The following is a 21,885-nucleotide window of genomic DNA, read 5'->3' as shown; positions in this document are numbered from 1 at the left end:
TTTCTAATCTACATATAATTTAACCATACATTTCTATTTTAGGGAATTTAAAGTGAAAAGTATATACAAAACACAGATAACCAAATTAGTTATATAAAAATCTAACTTAATTATCTAAGTTTAGAATAGTACAAAGAGTTTTTATTCTCGAATTATTATCTCCATTATATTAAACAAACAACTCTTCTTATCTTGTAGTATTCGTGTTAACAGAAGATGGACTAATCTACACCTAAGATTAAATTTGTGGTCATATCTAAAACCTTTACAAGAGCTATATAACTAACTAGAGGTTCCAAAGGAGTTTCTATATATAAAATCAAGTTAATAAAACCGATTGGGAATCCCCCCCTTTAAACAAGGTCACGATTAGATACGTGTAACTTTTTCTGATTTAGTCGTGGAGTTTGAAGGAAGTATTTATCTTGAATTGTTTCACGACAGTAATTACTTTGAGGGATGGCAGTTAAGCGGGGAGAACGGGTTTTATTTATTTACTTTACCAGGAGGTACTTATTCGGTTTAAGTGGTGTACTAACCCCCTTCTTCTTCATACTAACGGGTGCTTTAGTTAAATATTCGAATTCCGAAATAATTAATATAAAATTACTGCGTATTTTAAATTTGAATCATAACATTAAGAAATGAGTTACTAACTATAATGTAAAAACCTTAAAGTACAATTGGATGGGTTACCAACTATAATGTAACTGGACATTGAAAGACAATAGATATGTATACTGAACAATAAAAAAATTAGCCGTATTTAAAGGAATTTTCCCTTAAATGCCGCTCTTTTTATATAATGAAGTTCCATTAGTATACAACTTTATTGTCCTAATGAAATTTCATTAAGCCTAACAATGCTACTTAAAGCATTTGTTAGTATACATCTTTATTGTAATTAAACATCCAAATATGTTGTGTCCAGTGACATTATAGTGGGGTACTCATGTTAAGAGATAAAGCTAGAGCTCAAGGATAGCAGTTGAAAAAAGTATGTTAAAAATCACCTCTAGTTTAATTAGAGGTGATTTTTTATTGAATATTTATGTTATAAAAATTAAATTAATGGTCTGAAATAGGAGGCTGCCACAATAAGTCTCGTTATTATTATAACTTATTGCCAAGCCTCTACATTTGTTATCCTTGTACTCATTGTAACAATTAAACTTAGAATTCTACATAATATACTTATTTGTCACAATTCCTGCATAACATCCAGTATATTTAAATATTCTCCTTAGTTATATTTGAAAAGTGAAAAAACTTTAATTAGAAGGAGAAGTTAGGATGAAGAAAAAAAGCAAAGTAATAGTCAAATTAGGAGGAAATATGAAAAAATTAAAAGTGAGTATCTGTTTATTAATTGTTTGTATAAGTTTTCCATTTGCGGCATACGCTTTTTATGGGGAAGTAGAGGGCGGTACGCTCCTTTTTGATGCAGGGCAAAATGATACAAAGATTCATAGTAGAATACAAGACAATTTGCACAACTTAAATGCATATGTTGTGGATGATGGTAAAAACTTTGCAGTAACGGCATCAGTTAAAGTTGGCAGTACAACGCATACATCTGATTGGAAAATAGCGGAAGCAAGTATAGCTGCAAATAGAGTATGGTATGCAAATGAATCTTCACATTATAACTTTAAATCAATAAGTACAAAATACACAAATCAAAATTGGGGAACTAATTATTAATAGATTTTAAAGAGCTATAATTTTTTATTATGTAGCCAGTTTAAAATAGTTGGGTATATTTATCCAACTATTTTAAATATGTTGAACTATACTAATTAAGTTAGTTAGTGAAAGAAATAATAATAGTTTATTTTACATATGAGATGGAAGGTATTTATATGAAAAAAATATATATAATTTATTTGACTGGTTTAATGATTATATTTTCCTATATTTATACTAATTCCATTTATGAAATCCATGGACTTAATAATATCGGAGATTCCTCATTGAATGAATATCAAGTAGATTATAAATCTGGTGAGGACTTATTAAAAGTCTATAAAGGACTTATTGAAGAGAAAGCAGAATTTCAGGTAGTAAAAAACCCTATTTCAGATGATGGAAATACCTATTATGATATTTACCATACAGATATAAACTCAGTAAAACAATTTGTTGGTATTTCTCATAATATTTATCGATATTTTAAAATGACAGAAGATGACTTTATAGATAGTCCTGGATATTTCAGTACAAATTTATCCAATAACCAAATAGAAGAATTTTCGCAAAAAAATGCAGTAGACATTAAAGTATTAAGCAAAAATGGGCTATCTTACGGTGACATTTTTTATAATAATCTATTACAATTTTTAATATTAAGTATCACTACTTTTGCCATTTTATATATATATACAATGTTTAGATTTAAAACAAATGCAGTGAAAAAGTTAGCGGGTTTTTCACCTTCAAAAATAGTCATAACGAACATAAAGGAAACTTTACATATACAAGGAATTCTTATCGTACTATTGGTTGTAGGACATTCATTATTTTATTTGACAACTGGTAAATTTTCTTGGACCTATGCAATTTTCTTAATATTATTTTTATCAATCATTAGTATCGCAATCATTTTATTACTGTTATTATTACAACATTTCGTAAGGAAGACCAATGTTGTTGCGGCGATAAAAAATAAAATATTTTCTAACAGACTATATACTATTATTAATTTGATTAAAATTATATTAATTCTTTCTGTTACCATTCTAATGAATCTTGTTATTAATTATTATGAAGAGGTAGATAAGGTCTATAAAAAATATGATCACTATAAAATGCTAGATTCCTTTTATTCTTCGCATGGTAGAAATTCAGATGAACTTGATAAATTATTAAAAAATACCCAAATGTTGGAAAAAGTTGCTGACAATGTAAAGCAAATGTATGCTGTAAATAAAGATCAAGCATATATTATGTTTGATCCAGTTATAGATAATTTGAACCCAGATTTGCAATACAATGGAATTTCGCGAGAAGAAGTAATGAATACTTATCAAAGAAATAATATAATTTTAAATAAAAATTATATAGAAAACTATACTGATATTAAAGTGCAATGGGACTTTAATGATAATATCCCTACAATACTTGTTCCTGAGAAATACAGAACTAGTGAAGAAGATATAAAAGAACATTTTATAGAAAGGTATAATACCACACTTAACTATAATACAAGGTATGGTATTAAAGTTAAGGAAGTTAGTATTAATGATATACAAATTATTTATGTTGAAAATGGAAATAAATATAAAATATTAAGTTCAATTCCCTTTGAAGATGAGATAGATATTGAACTTACAGATTCTATTATCATGCTTGATAATGGAAGTTTTGGAAGTGGATTTTATTTCGATATGTTAGGTTCTTCTCAGCTGGCATTTAAGTTAAATGATAGAGAAGAATTTAAAAGTATGTTGATTCAGTATGATTTAGATAATCTATATATGGCAAATAACTTGTTGACCCCTTTTGAAACTATTTTCAGTAATTATGAATTTCTAATGGATCAAGCAAAGCTTTTTGTATTCTTATTTATCATATTATTAGTTTTTATTATTTATATTTCGAATTATATAGATATGATTGTGAATGGTAAAAGGTATGCTTCAAGATACGTGCAAGGGTATCATTTACTAAAGAATTTAAGAGCTAATTTTGTAATGATAATTTTTATGATTGGTATTTCTATTGTATTTTATATTTTAAAAGTAAATATTTTAATTTATTTGCTGTTTATCTTATATGATTTGGTATCTATGCTTTATTTGTACAAGAAGCTTATAGTAAAAGACATATATAAAGTTTTGAATGGTGGGAGTTAACTTGGAAATAGTGAGATTAGAAAGCATATGTCAAGAGTTTAATGAAAATAGGGTTTTTGAAAACATTAACTTTTCTATAAATAATGGTGAAATGATAGCAGTCATGGGTAAGAGTGGTAAGGGTAAAACAACTCTATTAAATATAATGGGATTAATCTCAAAACCATCTGAGGGAGATTTATATTTATTTAATCAAAAGAATGTTGAAATCAATTCAAAACAAGCAATGCTATTAAGACGTCATAAGATTGGTTATTTATTTCAAAATTATGGTTTGGTAGAAGATGAGACAGTAAAATGGAATTTAAATATTGCATTAGAGTACAAAAACTTGTCTAAAAATGAACGACTACAAAAAATTAAAGAAGCACTAAAAGTTCTCCATTTAGAGAAACTTATGGATAAACAGGTATATAAGCTAAGTGGAGGAGAACAACAGAGAATAGCGATGCTAAAACTATATCTACAAGAAAGCCAACTCATATTAGCAGATGAACCCACAGGTTCTTTAGATGAAGAAAATCGGGATGTCATTATACAAATGTTGAAAGATTTTAATAACGAGGGTAAAACAATCGTTATTGTAACCCATGATAATTATATTGCTCAAACTTGTAGTAGGGTCATTAATATATAGAAAAAAGGATCTTCAAGTGAAGATCCTTTTTCAATATCGATAACAGGGGTTATATCTACATGGGGTTATGCAGCGAAAGAGTTAATTCTTGAAAAAATCTGAACGCATTCCCTTCGAAAAACGTTTGGCTATCATCAGATAATAAAAGGGACTAACATTACTCCCTTGATGAAGATGTTCAACCATATTTCCTTTTCTTATTGAACTAACGCCGCAGTTTAGTGGAACAAGGATTATAGTCAGATTTACAATCCTAAGTATAGAAATGTTATCAAACGATGCTTTGGAAACCTTATAAAAACAACTTAACTATTCTTCCATTTTTTTGAAACTTTCAGTTCATTGTATTCGTAAAGATAAGTGAATGGATTTCTTTTGAACGCTGAAATTGGAGGATACATATGTCAAAATTAGACTTAAATAAATTTGAAGAACACTTTATCAATGAAGAGTTTGAATTACTTTATAAAACTACATCAAAAGATTTTCAAAATCTTCTTGGGTTAAATGAATTTCAAAATATATGCTATTCCTATAAACAAGGTATTCAAAAATTAGAGAAGTTTTCCGAAAAGGAATGGTTTGGTACAACTCAAGTTATTTGGATAGACCAAAATAAAGAAAAAGCGATTCAGTTAGCATATGATTCTAGGCAAGTAATTACAGGATTTTATTTGAAACCGTTTATCACTTACGACTCTGACAAAAAATGGACAAAAAACCAATATCGTATGCCAATCCGTGATGAGTGGTTCGTGTTTTGGGGCGGTACAAATGAGTTTGATAATTATCATTATGCGTATGAAAACCAACGCTATGCTTACGATTTAGTACGTGTAATAAACGGGGTAACATATGAGGGTACAAATTTAATCAATGAAAATTATTTTGCTTTTGGCACATATATTGTTGCACCTTTTAATGGGAAAGTTGTAGAAGTAGTAGATGGTATTAAAGATAATGTACCTGGTGAAATGAACGAGCAATATCCTGCCGGCAACTATATCGTGATTGAACATCCAAATAAGGAAAATAGTATGATTGCACATTTTAAAAACGGCTCGATTTTAGTAAAGGAAGGCGAACAAGTTAAAGAAGGCCAACTATTAGGGCAATGTGGGAATTCAGGAAATTCGTCAGAGGCACATATCCACTTTCAAGTAATGGACCGCCCACAATTTGAAAAAGCGAAATCAATTCGCATCCAGTTCCAAAATCATCTTGAACCAGTACAGGGGGATACAGTGACGTCATTGCCTTTGGATGACAATAAGGTGGATACTTTGATAAAATAGAAAATTCATTAACATTTACAGATATAGTACTGACGATTCCAAAAATCATTGGACAGTATTTTAAGGGATAAAGAGAAATTTATAAAGCATGCGAAACAAATTCAAAAAATGTTCCCAAATAAAAGTTTCGGATTATATATAACCTCTTAGAATTTTTAGCATCTAGGAGATTTCTCTTTGTTTAACTTTAAACAGTTTTTTATGCAAAGTCGTTTGATGATGGATACCACAAGACTCTCTTTATTCTTCACCCTCAGAGTTGTGAACTTATATTGAATTGTGAAGATTTCGAATCATATACAGAAGATACAAAAGAAGAGGTTTAGGCTAGATTGTGAAAAATTGTACTTAAACTAACAGGTGCTTGTGCGGCCGAGCCTAGGTCGTATCATATAGCGGGTGGGATTCCCGTCGAGAAAGAACTAGCCATTCACTCGTAGCGAGTCTTGGAGGGCTAATGGTAACATTAGCCTTTAAGCGTAGACAGTTAGGTGGCGGGCCGAAAGCCAACTGGTTGAAGGGATTGAGCTCCATAATGTTAGTAAATCGAGAGGGCTGATGCTTTAAGCACGGCAGAAAGCTACATTTTATCCATCGTTAAAGGCAAGAAGGATAAAACCTCTCTGGAGTCAGAGACCTTGGCACGTCACACATGGATATGATACGGCAACTCTGGAGGCCCTACCGGTCTTTTCTTCTTATAGAAGAGTATGGTGTACAAGCGATAATAAGCAAGGTAACCAAATGCCGTTGTAGGGAGTCGGATAGCAGCGTAGTACCAATGAAGTTGGGTAATGCCGATGGAGGAAAGGCTGCTACCAAGTGATCAACCTCACTAGGGACACATTTACTACACACAGCGGTAGAGATAATAAATGTAAACTAAACTATTGAGGATAGCAGAGTCAGTGTGAATGATGATTTGGAGGAGCCGTGTGCGTAAATAGCGCAAGCACGGTTCTGTGAGGGGGGTGGAACACAATCTACCGTAAGGTAGAGAGGTTCCCTTCTACTCGACTACTTCAAGAAGGAGTAAAGCCTTTTTTTCTTATTGAACTAACGCGGCAGTTTAGTTTAATAAGAAAAAAATACATGTATGAATCAAGGCGATATATCGTTAAGCTTATAGAGGTAAAGAATTATATGGAAACTGAAAGATGGGGAGAATTAAAACGATGCTTGATTTGATAATAAATTCTAAAAGACGTTATGAAAATTTTATAAAAAGAGTTTCGGAAAATAAAGTGGTTTGGGGTTTAGAAAATGAAGATGGATGGTGTGTTTGCGAATCTAATGAATATGAAGATACTGTTGTTATGTTGTTTTGGTCAGATGAGGCATATGCACGACAATGTGCAGTAGATGGTTGGTCACATTATAAGCCGTCATCGATACCTTTGGAAATTTTTATGAATACTTGGTTGAACGGAATGAATGAAGATGGTCTTTTAGTTGGTGCGAACTGGAATGCGAAGTTAATTGGGGTAGAAGTAGAACCATTTGATTTACTTGAAGAAATTATAGGAATATTAGAAAAATAATATATTCTTATTCAACTAACGGGTGCTTTACTTCAAGAAGGAGTAAAGCCTTTTTTCTTATTAAAGTAAAGTAAGCAGTCTAGTTCAATAAGAAGATAAGATAGGAAAATGAAATGTGTGCCGAAATACAACTTAAAACTACTGGATTAAGGAGGAAAGGAATGACAAAAGATAAAAAAAACTAGATAAAAAAATGCACCGAATAGCAGACGAAGAACGATATATAGAAGTAAAGGAAATGACAGCAGAGGAATGGAATACAAAACTTGAAGAAAAAAGTAAGGCTAAAACTGGGAAGATGAAAGATAAAAAACGAAGGAAAAAAGTACAAGATAAAGTAATACATGGGACGACACCCGAAGAAAGATTTAAAGAAATACACGGAATGACTATTCAGGAATGGAATGCAGAGCAAGAAGAAGAGTTTAAAGCTAAAACAGGAATGACATACGATGAATGGTATGTAAATCAAATAAAAACAACCATACCTATTGAATTTCTTAAAGAACCCAACGGCACTATTACAGAAGATGATGTAAAGATGGTTAAGGATTTGCAAGTATTGGGACTGAAAGATGAAGTGATAAACGTTTTACTGCATTATGTTACAGTGGTTAGTAGAATAGGACTTGTACATCCTTTAATCAAAGAAATGGGTAAAAGTTGGCACGAAAACAATATACTAACCGTTGAAGAAGCTATTGTATTTGTTAGGGAAGAACAGAAAAAGTACAAAGAATCATCAGAGAAAGGACCATAATAGCAACTTTCTTCTTTAAGTAACGAGGTGCTTTACTTGAAGAAGGAGTAAAGTATTTTTTCATTTTGAACTAACGTGACAGGCTTGTTAAAGATTGCAGTATAAGGATTTTACTGAAACTGATAAAAGATTTGGAGGAAGAGAAAAATGAAAGATATTCATGATGAAAGTACATGACCCGTTTGGGCTAATGAAACAATAGACATTGTCGAACCAAATCCCAAGTGGATAGAAAAAGGTACTCAAGAAAAAGTCCATCTTCTTAATCTACTTTCAACTTTCGGCATAACGGAAATTCAACATTATGGAAGTACATCAATTCCTAATTTACCAGCTAAACCAATAATTGATTTAATGGCTAAAATTGATTCATTTCAAAAAATTAAAAAAATATCTTCATGGTTAGCTAATCATGACTGGCATTATGTACCACCTAACTTAGACAATCGACCATGGCAAAGATTTTTTGTGAAAGTAATTAACGATAAACGAGTAGTGCATTTACATATTTTACTTGAGGGAGAGGAACGGTGGGATAATCAGCTACTTTTTCGTGATGTATTACGGAATAATCAGCAGTTTATTGATGAATACGCTATTCTTAAAAGAAATTTAGCAAAAAAATATAACAATGATCGTGAAGCATACACTAAAGCAAAAGCAGAATTTATCAATTATGTTCTTAAATCTTAGTTGCGAACTAATATGAGTTTGTGAAAAAATATACTTGCACTAACGGGTGCTTTAGGAAGAAAAGGATATCAAATACAATGAGCTTGGAGACACATTTCCCAACTCATTTTTTTGTGCATTTTAAATTAACCTTTATCTTTAACATAGCCTTATATTATAAGTCCTCTACGATAAAACTTCTAAGTTAATATTTTGAGGAAAGAAATAATAATGAATATAGTGAATATTTACCGTTATATGATAAAATAGGACATAATTCTTAGAAGCTTTCTTAACAGATTAGTAGGAGTGGGGTATACTAGTGAATGTATTATTTAGATTATTTTTAACTTTTAATGCTACTTCCTTAATTATAGTTGTATATCTTGCCAAAGAACAATTTGTGTTAGGAGATATTGTTTCTTGTTTTGATATTATTCCTGACTTTATCTCTTATTTTATATATATTTTGATTCCAATTTGTCTTACTTATGTCAGTCTTACATTGTCAAACTTTTTAGATGACGATAGTATTCATTCAGATAAAACCCCTGTAATAAAAGAAGTTGAACAAGCAAATAATGCATTTCTTCCAAGTTATCTTGGTTACTTTTTTGTTGCATTAAGTGTTCCATATTTCGAAACCTTATTCTTTGTTTTTATTATACTTTTTGTTTTTACATTTCTGTCCCAGACACTATATTTTAATCCATTATATCTAATATTCGGTTACCACTTTTACTATGTAACCACTAATACAAGCGTAAAGGTATTTATTATTTCTAAACGAATACTAAAGGATCCTAAAAATCTCAGCTTTCAAAGATTAAAACGCATTAATAATTTTACTTTTATAGATCGAGAGGTGTAAATTATGAATTATTTGGTCTCCAAAACTAAGGGTGTTCAAGGAGAGTTTTTTAAAGTTCTATCAAGTGAAAAAGATATTTATCTGATACCTCAAAACTTAGAAAATGGAGTTCCATATTCTCCATCCTATAAGCTTGAGGAAGATGAATGGTTCACGATAGATGATTTTTCCAACAAAGAGTTCTATATAGAATTCTTATCTAGAACTTTCATATCAACTGACTATAATCAAGTTACCAAACAAAACTACAGTAAATTAGAGTATTTATGTTCAGTTCAAGGGGGAACTTACTTTTTTCAAAAGATATATGAATCGAATTTGATAAAAAAGAAGTTTCTTTCTATGTCTGCTACTCCAGTTCTTGTTGATAGTGAAAATGAACCAATATTAATATTGAACAAAATTCCAGATGCAATTTACGACAAGGATTTTGATTTACTTTATTTTAAAAAGTTAAGTGCATTAACAAGTATTTTCCGAGGAATTGAAACATTATATAAAGAAGCAACACAGGGAGAAACAGAGCAATTTTTAAAAAATGACTTTATTAGGTTAGAGGAAGGTTACAATGTTAATAAGGTGAAGACAGCTAATAGAAAGCGGATAGCATTAGCTATGGATACACTTGGAACCTATTCTCCTCAAGATCAGCAAAGTATATTTGCCTATACAAAAGAATACTGCGGAGAATTACAATATGATGAAAACCAAAAATTTTTTAGGATTAAATCCGAGGATGATCTAAAAAAACTTCTCTATGGTATAGAGCAACGATATTATACAACATTGCTCGGTAATGAAAAAAGGCTTGCAAATTCAGTAATGGTCCTAAATAATTGAACACTTTTAATTGGTTATGACTGCACAGTAAAGATATGGGAAGCAAAAATAACATTTATAAGAACAGCAAACAAAAGCGTCCAAAAAGTTGAACGTTTTTGTTTGCATTTGACTGATTCAATTTTTATTCGTAATAGTAGCAGATACCCTTGTATGCTTTGAACTTTAAAACACTAACGGGGCAGGTGTGCGGACGAGCCTAGGTCGTATCATATAGCGGGTGGGATTCCCGTCGAGAAAGAACTAGCCATTCACTCGTAGCGAGTCTTGGAGGGCTAATGGTAACATTAGTCTTTAAGCCTAGATAGTTAGGTGGCGGGCTGAAAGCCAACTGGTTGACGGGATTGAGCTCCATAATGTTCGTAACTCGAGAGGGCTGATGCCTTAACTGCGGTAGAAAGCTACATTTTATTCTTCGTTAAAGGCAAGAAGGATAAAACCTCTATGGGTTCAGTGACCTTGGCACGTCACACATGGATATGATACGGCAACTTGGGAGACTCTGCCGGTCTCTTTTTATAGAAGAGTATGGGTGTACCTGTGAGGGGGAGGAACCACAATCTTCCGTAAGGTAGAGAGGTTTCCTTCTACTCGACTAGTTGAAAGAGGAAAGTAAAAACGCTTAGAGAAATATTCTCTAAGCGTTTTTATTATGTTATTACAATTAAAACATCGTTAATTCGTTATATTCAATCCACTTTTCTTTTTCCCGCTCAACTGCTCGATTTTGCCATTCAAACCAAACGAAAGAACATTCACTACAATGACTCTCTACACCACTATTATTATGTAAATCTCTACGTATAAATAAAGTCCTTTTGCGACAACAGTAACAATAAATAATCTTTTCATCATGTTTTTTTATTATCATATAAACTTCCCCTCCAATATACATTATTAATTGTCTATTACATGGGAATTTATTCTTTAATCAAATAAATTGATCATTTAAAACTTATTAGAAATATTGGTCATCTATATACCCTTTATATTTTGATGTTTCTTTTTCAAAATTATTTTAGGTATTTGAATAAATATATTATTTAATTGCCAATAATTAATAGTAATCTATCAAGGTAATTATTGGAGGTGTTAACTATTCAAGCGTCTAGAAGTATTTTGTATAACATTGAGCCTATTGGAATTGAAACAGGTTTAGTAGAAAGTCTGGTTAGTTATTTAATTAGGCTCTCATATGAACATAACATCAATGTTGGTCACTTGGTAAATAAGATAGTGGTTCCTGAATTGCATAAAGATTATTTGGAAAGAAGCTCTAAATACGGTGGCAACAGTTTTTATGAAGGCGCGAAAACAATAAATGGATATACAGATAACTCAACTGAATTGGTTCGTGTTTTGGAAGAGTTAACAACCAGAATAGATTTAACTAGCTTAACTCTGTTTAAATTAAAAGATTTAGTTCCTCTAAGAAATTTATTTAAAGAAACTTTTTCTTGGTGTCCGGAATGTATAAAGAATTGGAACGATACTAATAAGAGTATATACTATCCTCTAATTTGGTATTTAAAACCGATACAGACTTGTTTTGAACATAAGTGTTTTTTAATTGACAAGTGTCCGACTTGCTATAAAAAAACTGGCATACTGCGTAGAAAAATGATTCCTGGTCATTGTCCATTCTGTTTTAATTTGTTAATTCAGGATGAAGTTATAAAAGAGATAAATAATCAGGAATGGCAATGGCATACATTTGTCTATCTAAATATTGAATGCTTAATAGGAATAAAATCTAGTAAGCTATTCGCTAAAGAACAGATTAGTAAACAATTAAAATTTATCAAACATCAATATTTTTCTAATAATATTATTGATTTTTCCGAATACTTATGTATTCCTAAAAGTACTTTAAGAGCCTGGATTAAATCTGAAAATATGCCGCCACTAGAAGAGTTACTAAAAATCTGTTTTAAATTAGATATTACAATTTTGGAATTCCTCTCAAAAAGTTTGCAAAATGTGACTATAAGTCATCTGGTTGAGAAACAGAATACAAAAAAAGAGTTAGTGATTAGAAGGAAACTTGACCTTGTTTCAATTGAAAATAGAATGAAGGAAATTCTCAAATATGACCCGCCAATATCTATGGCGGCAACTGCAAGAATGGTAGACCGAGATAAACGAATTTTATATTGTAATTTTCCAGAGTACTGTAAACAAATTTCAAAAAGATATAGAGATTATATCGATCTAAAATCAAAACAGAGAATAGAGGAATTAAAAAAAGAAATTCAAGTAGCCTTTTATTCTTTAGTAAATGAGGGTATATATCCAAGTAGTCGGAAGATTCAAATTAAAACTAAAAGAAGTTTACTGAGGGAGAGGGCTCTTCAAGAATTTTGGAAAGAATTATTGGTTAAGAATAATCTTTACAATGGATAGTGGAGAAATAGTAACAATTAGTGATAGCTAGTTTGAAGATTTGGGATACTAATTTAAATAGTACTTGAACAAGAAAAGTGGAATAAATAGAAATATGGAGGTGAATAGGAATGTTATCTGAAGTTGAATTTTTAAGCTGGTGCGAAAGGAATAATATAACAAAAAAGACACAAGAATATATCAATAGTAACATCCGCTTTGCCCCACCTGCACGGTCAGTAGGTGGAGGTCGTAAAAGTACTTCGGGGAAATATCCATCAAAAAAAATGGGTGTAACTATTCAGTGGGAAAGCGGAAAAGTTGAGGGGCCAGCGGTTTTGATGATGGAGAATGAAGAAAAAGTATTAGAATATTATGATCAACCAAATAAAATTAATATTAGTTACGTAAATGGGTCAGGTAGAAATAGAGGAGTTCTGTATACACCTGATTTCTTTGTTATTAGGAAAAACGGGGCTGGTTGGGAAGAATGGAAAAATGAAGATGACCTATTGGCTATATCCAAAAGGCAACCTTGGAAATACATTAAGGACGAAAGTGGTAATTGGAGATGTCCACCTGGGGAGAAGTTCGCCAAAAAATTAGGTCTGGAATTTAAGGTATGTACAAGTAATCGTATTAATTGGAATCTGCATAGAAATTATGTATTTTTAGATGATTACTTACGAAAAATAAATAATCTAGAGGGAAATATGGATTGTTTGGATGAAATTAAGGAAGTTATCTTTGAAGAACCTGGAATAACACTTAAGAATTTAATAGATAAATCTACTAGTCATGAATTTTCTGCAGATGATGTATATATTTTCGTAATTAATAACCTTATTTATGTAGATCTAAACGAAGCCGCATTAGCGGAGCCAGATTCCGTAAGAGTATTCTTGCATGAGGAACATGCAAAGATGTTTAGCAATTTAATTTCATGTAATTCAGATTTATTTTCTCCTAAAAAAATCACTATACAAGTCGGAACAAAGTTTTTATGGGATAACTATATATGGAAAATTATTAATATAGGTGCAAGCAGCTATTCATTTATTTCGGATGGAACTTATAATGAAATTACACGAGAATTATTTGAAAAGTTATTAAACGAAGGGAAAATTATTTTTGAGACTACTGACCAAGTGGATAATAATTCTTTAATTGATTTAATTGTTGAAGCAAGTGAAGAGGACTATAAAGAAGCAAACTATAGATTAATCCATGTGAAAACATATTTAGAAATAGGATCAAAAGAATATAAAAAGAAGAAAGAACCTAATTTACGCAGAGTCCGTGATTGGGTAGGTAAGTTTAGAAAAGCCGAAAAACTTTTTGGAAATGGTTATGTAGGACTACTTCCTAATCATAAAGCCAAAGGAAACAGTCAGAACAGATTTAGTATAGAGGTAACTTCTTTAATGGATCATTATATAAAAGAAGAATATGAAACGCTGGTTCAAAAAAACAAAACTTTAGTTTATGGTTCCTTTAAGAATGCATGCGAGGAAAAAGGCTACATTGCACCAAGTTTAGCAACTTTTTGTAGCTACATTAACAATCGACCAATTGAAGAACAAGTTAGAAAACGGAAGGGAAGAAGAGCAACCTATCAAAAAGAGACTTTTTATTGGGAACTAGAAAGAACAACACCGAGACACGGGGATTTTCCTTTTAATATATGTCACCTTGACCATACAGAATTAGATATTGAGCTATTGTGTTCGCAAACAGGGAAAAACCTTGGTAGGCCACACTTATCTTTGATGATAGATGCCTTTTCAAGAAGGGTATTAGCATTTTATTTATCTTTTGAGTCACCGAGTTACAGATCATGTTTAATGGTTTTTCGAGATTGTGTTAGGCGTTATAATCGGTTGCCGCAGCAGATAGTAGTGGATAATGGAAGAGAATTTCATAGCATTTATTTTGAAACACTACTTAGTATGTTCGAAAAAGAATCAAAGCGAAGACCGCCAGCACAACCACGATATGGTTCAATTTTAGAAAGACTCTTTGGAACAACAAACACTAAATTCATTCATAATTTACATGGAAATACCAAGATAATGAAGAATGTAAGAGAGGTTACGAAAAGCATAAATCCCAAGACACAAGCTGAATGGAGCTTGGCGAGCTTATCATTAGCTTTAAATGAATTTTTCTTTGAACTCTATGATACTATTGAACATCCTGCTTTGGGTCAAACACCAAGAGAAGCTTTTCAAAAGGGGTTATTTTACTCCGGTGAGAGGAAGGAGTTTTATATTCCATATGATAGTCTTTTTGAAATCTTGACTTTACCTTCAACTCAAATAGGGGAAGCAACAATTCAACAAAGTGGTATAAAAGTAAATTATATCTATTACTGGAATGATGAATTTAAAAGTCTTCATGTAAAGAAAATGAAAGTAAAAGTCAGATATGATCCTTTTAACATTGGGATAGCATACGCATATGTAAATAAAAGGTGGATAAAATGTAATTCTCAGTACTATTCAGTCTTTAAAAACTTAACTCAAAAAGAGCTTAATTTTATAACATCAGAAATTAAAAAAAGTAAAAAAAATCATTCAAAAAGTTACACAATAAATGCACAAAGAATAGCCAAGTTTATAAAAGAATTAGAAGGTAATAACCAGTTTGATTTATTAAAGTCTAAAGCTGCTGAATTAAAGAGTGCAAACAAATGGATTAATAAAGATTCAAATATTAAAAGTATTAACTCAGAAGTACCTAAACCAAATAAAGTAGAAGAATCGATTGAAAATTTTAACGAAGATCAAATCCTTGATGTATATGGAGAGTTTTAGTATGAGTAAAACTAAAAGATTTCCTTTTAATTTACAAGAGGCATCCATTGAGGAAAAAAAGAATTACTTTCTAAAACGTAACGTTAACCACCCTATACTACATAAGGTTTTTTTAAGTGTAATGGAAAAAATCCAGTCATCATCTGGAGGAAAACTTTATTTAGTTTTTGGTCCTAGAGGTGTAGGAAAGTCAACTTTATGTAGTAGAGTTAAAGATGAAGTATTAAAAGGCAATCAAACAATTATACAGAATGATAAAGGTGTAATCCCAGTCATATCTCTCGAACTACCATCACCAGATAACGGGAGATTCAATTGGAAAGATTTCTATAGGAGATTGTTAAGAGAGTTGAATGAACCGCTTATTGACTATAAAGTTAGTTATTCTAGTAATGAGGCCAAAAACAAAATACCCAATCATTACCCATCTACAGCACCAGAATTAAGGGAATCTTTAGAGAATGCTATTATTCATAGGAAAACAAAAATAATCTTATTAGATGAGTCGCAACATTTACTTAAAGTTGCAGGTGCCAAGGGAATACAGGATCAGATGGACGCAATAAAGTCTCTTGCTAATTTAACTAGTTCAGTTTTTGTGATGTTTGGAACTTATGAGTTAATAGATTTTTTCGACATAAATGGACAGTTAGGTAGAAGAACTGAAGAAATTCATTTCCGTCGTTATAAAATAGAGGATTCTCAAGATCTTATATCATTCAAAAGCGTTATTAATACATTTCAAACTCAATTGCCACTTACAGAGGACTCTAATCTAATTCCAAAATGGGAATTCATGTATGAACGATCCATTGGATGTGTAGGGATACTTAAAGAATGGCTTAATGTTTGTTTAATTGAGGCCTTGAATAAAAATTTACCTAAAATCACTGAAGAATTATTAATAAAGCATGCCCCTCTGCCTTCAAAAACTTTAAAAATAGCGGAAGAAACTATATATGGTGAACGTAAGATAGATGAGCAAGAAGATTCTCGTTCTCTTCTTCAAAATGTATTGGGCTTAACTAAAGATAGGGAAGAAGATAAAAATGAGAATAAAAAGACTCTTGAGAAAAAGATTGTTGGAAAACGGAATCCAGCTCGAGATGAAATAGGAATAACAGAGAATGGGACTTAATAAGGTGGTGACAAATTATTAATAATAAATTAGAAACATACGATAATTTCTTAATTGAACCCCCAGAAATAATCTCTTATTCTTTATATAATATAAAGCCAATTACTATATGTGGTAAGGATGGAGAAAGTTTAACAAGTTTTTTGTTTAGGTTAGCGAATGCTCATTGTGTTTCACTGGGGAAATTGACAGGTTACTTGCTGGCACCACAACTATCTGGTAAGTATAGTAAAAATCCATATAGGTTTCCTCCTCCTCATATTAATGGATATGGTAATATATCTCGACAAACTTTGGATATTTTGGAGAAATTAAATGGACTTAGTTGTAATACACCTTTGACTTTGAAGAATTTTGAAACAGTCTTCAGTATAAGAAATTTACTTAGAAAACATAGAGCATGGTGCGCATTATGTCTTGAAGATATGAGAGGGGAAATAATTTACGAGAAGTTAATCTGGTATATAACCAAATATGATGTATGCATTATACACCAAGTGAAAATAGAAGATACTTGCAGTAAATGTGAACGTCAACAAGAAAGCATTCCTTTGAAAGCACAGAATGGACATTGTCAATTCTGTAATAATTGGCTTGGGAGAAAAGGTAAAAAGACGTCAAATATAGATGTGATAGAAGATAAAGAAATTATATATAAGTCCAAACAAATAGAGGAAATGGTTAATTACTTTTATAAAAGATCAGCAAATAAAAAAAAGTTGATCTCATCACTAAAAAAAATTGATGAACAGTCAAAATATGAAATGCAAAGAAGAGAACTTTGTTTATTTAATTTAGGGATAGTGAATGAAACGTTTATCAATTATTGTAAGGGGTCGGGAAGATTGTCCCTAGATATACTCCTTGAAATTTGTTGGAACCTAAAAGTGAGTATAGTTAAATTAATGGAAGATAAACATATAGACTTTTCCCTGGATAATGAAAGTTTTATTGCGAGAAAAAGATCGTATAAAAATGAAACTGATTATTTGAAAGTAAAAAAGTATTTAGAGGATATTGTTAGAAGTAATGAATTCACCCATCTATCTGCGATAGAAGTAAAAATGAATATCACAAGTGTTACTTTACGGAAAAGATTTCCAAAATTAATGAGGAAAATTATTAATAAGAATAATTCATTAAGAAAGAAATACGGAAAAAAAATTGAACAAGGTTTTAAATCTGACCATATAGAAATTCTAAATTATTTGAATAGGTTATTCCATTCATCTAAGTTAACCCCAATTAATCATATTGCCAGTGAATTAGGAGTTAGTCATACTTTCTTGACTAAAAAATTTCCAGATTTAATAGAATCTATTCATCAAAAAAACCAGTCTTTAATGGAAAGGCGTGCAATTAAAAAGAGTAATAGAGTTTCAAAGTTTCATAAAATAGAAAAAGAAGAGCTTAAGAATATTGAAGTGAGGTTGCTGGAGATTTTAGAATCAATAATTGAAGAGCCTAAGTTTATTAATGATGTCTTAAAGGAAATAGGTAAGTCGCGAGCATTTGTTAAGTACTTTCCTGACATATTTAATAAAATTGTCGAAAAAAATAAAGAAGTGGGGGCGAGAAATCGAGAACAAGTGCTTCAACAGCGTAAAAAATTAATAAAAGAAGCTGTTATTCATCTTCATTCTACTGGGGTTTATCCAGGAATTAAACCAGTAGAAAGGCATATAGGATTTCAACTCGATAAAAATTTACTTGAATTTAGGAGAAATGCTCTAGCAGAATTGAATATTGAAAAGAAGATGTTTCCGAAATAAAGGTTTGAATATATTAGGAGTATCTACAATCTTGTTCGAACACTCTATAAAGGATAATATTGAATATAAGAGTACCGTAATGGTCCAGTAAATATTTGATGTTCTTATAAAGCAAAAAAACGTTAGAAGTTAGATTATAAAGCAATAGAATGTAAGGAGTTAAATATATATTCTAAATTTCTTTAAAGACATCAGTAGGAATTAAATTCCTACTGATGTTTTTAAAGAAATTGACTAAAGAATCGTTGTCATTAATGGTTTTATTAACATGACATACTTATGGTTTATTCTGTTACTATTTTATGGTTTAAGTCACACAAAACCCTTGGATAGGGTTTTGACATTTTTAATCCATTAATCCAAAAAGGTGTAGTCTTCTCCTAATGAGAAGACTACACCTTTTTAGTTAACTCTATAAACAAAAAACATTTGCCTTAGGCTCCTATATAACAAGAAAAAGGCAGGTATTTTCCAAAACCTAATTGTAATACAAGTTTTCTGTCGGATATACCGGATCATTGGTGATGTCGATTCCAAGCTTTTTAAAAGTCTGTTCGTTTTCTCTATTCATTATAACCGTAGAATGAGCTTGTGTGTCTTTTAAATTTGGCATCTGCTTATAAGCTAGCTCAGAAGTAGGGTTGGTGACTGCACTGATTGCCAGTGCAATAAGCACTTCATTGGCACTTAGTGTCGGGACTCGGCTGTTTAAATCATCGGTTTTCAACCGTTGAATCGTCTGCAAAATCATCGGTGACAACAAATTAATTTCATCGGCAATATTGGCCAATTTCTTCAACCCATTCAGAATCGCGGCTGCCGAAGCATCCATTAAAGTTGTCGTTCGACCGGTGATCATCTCTCCATTTGGCAGTTCTATCGCAATTACGGCTTGCAAATTCGTGCTGTCAATTTTCTCTTGGATTGCTTTCGCATAATTACGGGCCGGCAATACAGGTGCCCGATCCTCTTTTTTTAAGTCCGTCTCTTCCAAAATCACTTGCATATGGCGTACACTATCTTCATCGGCAAGCCCTTTTTTATAGTCGTTCTCTACACTGAAACTGCGCCGAATGATTTCCTGCCTTGCAGCTTCCTGCACGACCATATCGTCGGTGATACCAGATTTCAGACGATTAACACCCATATCGGTTGGTGAGCGGTAAACAGACTCTTTACCAGTAATTCTTTCAATAATCCGTTTGATGACAGGAAACGTCTCCATATCACGATTGTAATTGATCGCTACTGTCCCGTATGCTTCATAGTGATAATTGTCAATCATATTCACGTCTTTCAAATCGACGGTAGCCGCTTCATAAGCGATGTTTACCGGGTGCTTTAATGGCAAGTTCCAAACCGGAAAAGTCTCAAACTTGGCATAGCCGACTTTATTCCCCAGTTTATTCTCGTGGTACATTTGGTTAAGGCAGGTTGCAAGCTTTCCGCTGGCCGGCCCGGGCGCCGTTACTACCACGATTGGCTTTGTCGTTTTAATATAGGGATTCTTCGCAAATCCTTCCTCGCCAATGACCGCGTCCACATTTGTGGGATAACCTTTGATTTCGCTGTGGGTGTAGACGCTAATTCCGCTTCTCTCAAGCTTGCTCATAAATACTTTTGCTGTTGGCTGTCCTTGATAACGAGTGAGCAACACACTGTTGACAGAAATACCATATGCCCGATATTCATCGATTAAGCGCAAGACATCTTGGTCATAAGTGATACCATAATCTTCACGGACTTTGTTCCGCTCGATGTCTCCAGCGTACACACAGATGATGATTTCCGCATTTTCTTTCAGTGTATTCAATAATTTGATCTTGGCATCTTCATCAAATCCAGGCAAGACACGCTTGGCGTGTTTGTCGCCAATCAATTTTCCGCCAAATTCCAAGTAAAGTTTATCATACTGCTGCACCCGTTCTAGAATGTAGGCAGATTGTTCTTGCAAATATTTCTCCGAATCAAATCCGACTTTTTTCATTTAATTTCCGCCCGCCTTCTATACTCTAAGCATTCTCATAAACGATAGATTATAACACATTAAGAGAGAATGCTAACTAAATTACATCTTTTATTATTATAAAGCTTTTAAAAAAATAGACAAAGGAAAACTGGTCAAACCGTTTTAGTGATTGGTTATTCTAATAGGTACATTGACCTTAATATGGATGTATCCAACCAAAATAACGGAATTTGGGCGTGAGGAGTTTACCCGCTTAACCTTTTTATAGTTTAGCATTCCGAAATTCAAAAAGTTGTTCAATTCTTTAACCCTCCTGAATAGATTAGCCTTTACGAATTGGTTACCTTCTAAAGAGTGAAGAAACATAGTTAGAAAGTAGAAAAAGTATTGCCAGTAAAAAAATTGGACACCGATAAGTTATGGAATGGAAGTAGTTTTTAAACAAATGCCAAATGTAGCTTGTTGGTAATAGACCAACTTTACAAAAGCTATAATTATATATTTAAGCAATTTGTTCAATAAAATGGGGTGGTATTTATAGAAGAAATCAATTCAGAAAGTATTTTTAATTACTTGGAAAATCTCGATGTTTCTTTGCAAACAAAAAAATCCGTACTAGGAAAGCTTTTATAACAATTGGATATAAGGAAATTTGGAAGAGCATACATATCAAAATTGAGAAGGAAGTAAAATCATCCGCTAAACAATGTGATAATCAAGCGGTGTTTCATTTGATAGAAAAATCTACCCAAAAGTAATAGGAAGAGAATTTGATTATGAGATGAATCGCGTGTATGTATATTTAGAGCATCTATCAATTGATTCATCTGATGAATACGATTTAAAAGCTTATGTAGATAGTTACTTAAGCATGATTGGGGTTGTTCTTATTATGGCTTTGAGAAATAGTAAAGATTAATCAACTTCAAGCACTCTCATAAGTTTGGGGGTGTTTTTCTTTTGACCAAATTTCATGGGAGTAGTTGTAACCGTCAAGTGAAAACATACAGTTTTTGCTCGTTTGAAATGAACTTAATGTATCCTTTAAGTTAAAACATTTAGTTGCACTAACTAGCTCTGTGATCTGTTACACATCACCTCAAATAAATGAGCCATGCTTACACGTAGGTAAGCATGGCTCATTTAATGGTTAGATACTTATGCCAAGTGAAACCAGTAAGTAGTTTAGTGAGACGATTGCAACAGAGATGTGTAACAATACAGTTAACCAATTCTTATGTGTCCCTTGAAAGTCTTGCACTAGCATAGCTACTGACCATATGAAAATAAATAGGTAAGCAAGCTGTAATAGTATAGCTGGTAACATTAAAAAACCTC

General features: G+C 31.9%; 17 protein-coding genes. 14 read left to right on the top strand and 3 right to left on the bottom strand.

Annotated elements, in window-relative coordinates; genetic code table 11:
* The first annotated feature begins 1,293 nt into the window (after nucleotides 1-1,293).
* The 9 genes from MKX53_RS13145 (at nucleotide 1,294) to MKX53_RS13105 (ending at nucleotide 10,470) form a co-directional block, all read left to right on the top strand.
* Nucleotides 1,294-1,704 carry a hypothetical protein gene (locus MKX53_RS13145; RefSeq protein WP_340911814.1) on the top strand — a complete coding sequence of 137 codons (411 nt, stop codon included), beginning with the start codon at nucleotides 1,294-1,296 and terminating at the stop codon, nucleotides 1,702-1,704.
* A gap of 158 nt (nucleotides 1,705-1,862) precedes the next feature.
* Nucleotides 1,863-3,854, top strand: a complete 1,992-nt coding sequence (locus MKX53_RS13140; RefSeq protein ID WP_340911812.1) for a hypothetical protein — start codon at nucleotides 1,863-1,865, stop codon at nucleotides 3,852-3,854.
* Between the two features lie 10 nt (nucleotides 3,855-3,864).
* Nucleotides 3,865-4,491, top strand: coding sequence for a putative bacteriocin export ABC transporter (locus MKX53_RS13135; RefSeq protein ID WP_340913357.1), 627 nt, complete (start codon nucleotides 3,865-3,867; stop codon nucleotides 4,489-4,491).
* A gap of 401 nt (nucleotides 4,492-4,892) precedes the next feature.
* Entirely contained in the window at nucleotides 4,893-5,786 is an 894-nt protein-coding gene (locus MKX53_RS13130; RefSeq protein ID WP_340911811.1) for a M23 family metallopeptidase, read from the top strand.
* 1,157 nt (nucleotides 5,787-6,943) lie between these two features.
* Nucleotides 6,944-7,327, top strand: coding sequence for a DUF2750 domain-containing protein (locus MKX53_RS13125; protein WP_340911809.1), 384 nt, complete (start codon nucleotides 6,944-6,946; stop codon nucleotides 7,325-7,327).
* A gap of 193 nt (nucleotides 7,328-7,520) precedes the next feature.
* The gene (locus MKX53_RS13120; protein ID WP_340911808.1) at nucleotides 7,521-8,087 is read left to right on the top strand and encodes a DnaD domain protein; all 567 of its coding nucleotides are present in this window, start codon (nucleotides 7,521-7,523) and stop codon (nucleotides 8,085-8,087) included.
* 198 nt (nucleotides 8,088-8,285) lie between these two features.
* On the top strand, nucleotides 8,286-8,780 hold the full coding sequence (locus MKX53_RS13115) for a GrpB family protein (RefSeq protein WP_340913354.1): 495 nt from the start codon (nucleotides 8,286-8,288) through the stop codon (nucleotides 8,778-8,780).
* Nucleotides 8,781-9,081: 301 nt separating this feature from the next.
* On the top strand, nucleotides 9,082-9,630 hold the full coding sequence (locus MKX53_RS13110) for a hypothetical protein (RefSeq protein WP_340911805.1): 549 nt from the start codon (nucleotides 9,082-9,084) through the stop codon (nucleotides 9,628-9,630).
* Nucleotides 9,631-9,633: 3 nt separating this feature from the next.
* A complete protein-coding gene (locus MKX53_RS13105) occupies nucleotides 9,634-10,470 on the top strand; it encodes a hypothetical protein (protein ID WP_340911803.1) in 837 nt (278 codons plus the stop codon).
* A gap of 664 nt (nucleotides 10,471-11,134) precedes the next feature.
* Here the strand turns inward: MKX53_RS13105 and MKX53_RS13100 are convergent.
* On the bottom strand, nucleotides 11,135-11,341 hold the full coding sequence (locus MKX53_RS13100) for a hypothetical protein (protein ID WP_340911802.1): 207 nt from the start codon (nucleotides 11,339-11,341) through the stop codon (nucleotides 11,135-11,137).
* Between the two features lie 218 nt (nucleotides 11,342-11,559).
* Here MKX53_RS13100 and MKX53_RS13095 point away from each other — a divergent pair, with 218 nt between their 5' ends.
* The 4 genes from MKX53_RS13095 to MKX53_RS13080 all read left to right on the top strand — a co-directional run bounded on the left by MKX53_RS13095 (nucleotide 11,560) and on the right by MKX53_RS13080 (nucleotide 18,578).
* On the top strand, nucleotides 11,560-12,873 hold the full coding sequence (locus MKX53_RS13095) for a TniQ family protein (protein ID WP_340911800.1): 1,314 nt from the start codon (nucleotides 11,560-11,562) through the stop codon (nucleotides 12,871-12,873).
* Between the two features lie 110 nt (nucleotides 12,874-12,983).
* On the top strand, nucleotides 12,984-15,668 hold the full coding sequence (locus MKX53_RS13090) for a TnsA endonuclease N-terminal domain-containing protein (RefSeq protein ID WP_340911798.1): 2,685 nt from the start codon (nucleotides 12,984-12,986) through the stop codon (nucleotides 15,666-15,668).
* A 1-nt stretch (nucleotide 15,669) separates the two neighbouring features.
* Complete coding sequence (locus tag MKX53_RS13085; protein ID WP_340911796.1) at nucleotides 15,670-16,806, top strand: ATP-binding protein; 1,137 nt, start codon at nucleotides 15,670-15,672, stop codon at nucleotides 16,804-16,806.
* 14 nt (nucleotides 16,807-16,820) lie between these two features.
* Nucleotides 16,821-18,578, top strand: coding sequence for a TniQ family protein (locus MKX53_RS13080; RefSeq protein ID WP_340913352.1), 1,758 nt, complete (start codon nucleotides 16,821-16,823; stop codon nucleotides 18,576-18,578).
* 478 nt (nucleotides 18,579-19,056) lie between these two features.
* Here the strand turns inward: MKX53_RS13080 and MKX53_RS13075 are convergent, their stop codons facing one another.
* Complete coding sequence (locus MKX53_RS13075; protein WP_340911794.1) at nucleotides 19,057-20,565, bottom strand: DUF1846 domain-containing protein; 1,509 nt, start codon at nucleotides 20,563-20,565, stop codon at nucleotides 19,057-19,059.
* Nucleotides 20,566-21,328: 763 nt separating this feature from the next.
* Between MKX53_RS13075 and MKX53_RS13070 the strand changes: the two genes are divergently transcribed.
* Nucleotides 21,329-21,466 (top strand): hypothetical protein, encoded by a 138-nt coding sequence (locus MKX53_RS13070; RefSeq protein ID WP_340911792.1) that lies wholly within the window; start codon nucleotides 21,329-21,331, stop codon nucleotides 21,464-21,466.
* A 231-nt stretch (nucleotides 21,467-21,697) separates the two neighbouring features.
* Here the strand turns inward: MKX53_RS13070 and MKX53_RS13065 are convergent, their stop codons facing one another.
* The gene (locus MKX53_RS13065) at nucleotides 21,698-21,874 is read right to left on the bottom strand and encodes a hypothetical protein (protein ID WP_175496292.1); all 177 of its coding nucleotides are present in this window, start codon (nucleotides 21,872-21,874) and stop codon (nucleotides 21,698-21,700) included.
* Nucleotides 21,875-21,885: the final 11 nt, after the last annotated feature.

The organism is Psychrobacillus sp. FSL K6-4615 (assembly GCF_038008225.1).
Classification (GTDB): Bacteria; Bacillota; Bacilli; order Bacillales_A; family Planococcaceae; genus Psychrobacillus; species Psychrobacillus psychrotolerans.
The sequence above is the reverse complement of the archived record's forward strand: the minus strand, read 5'-3'. Positions and strand labels throughout refer to the sequence as shown.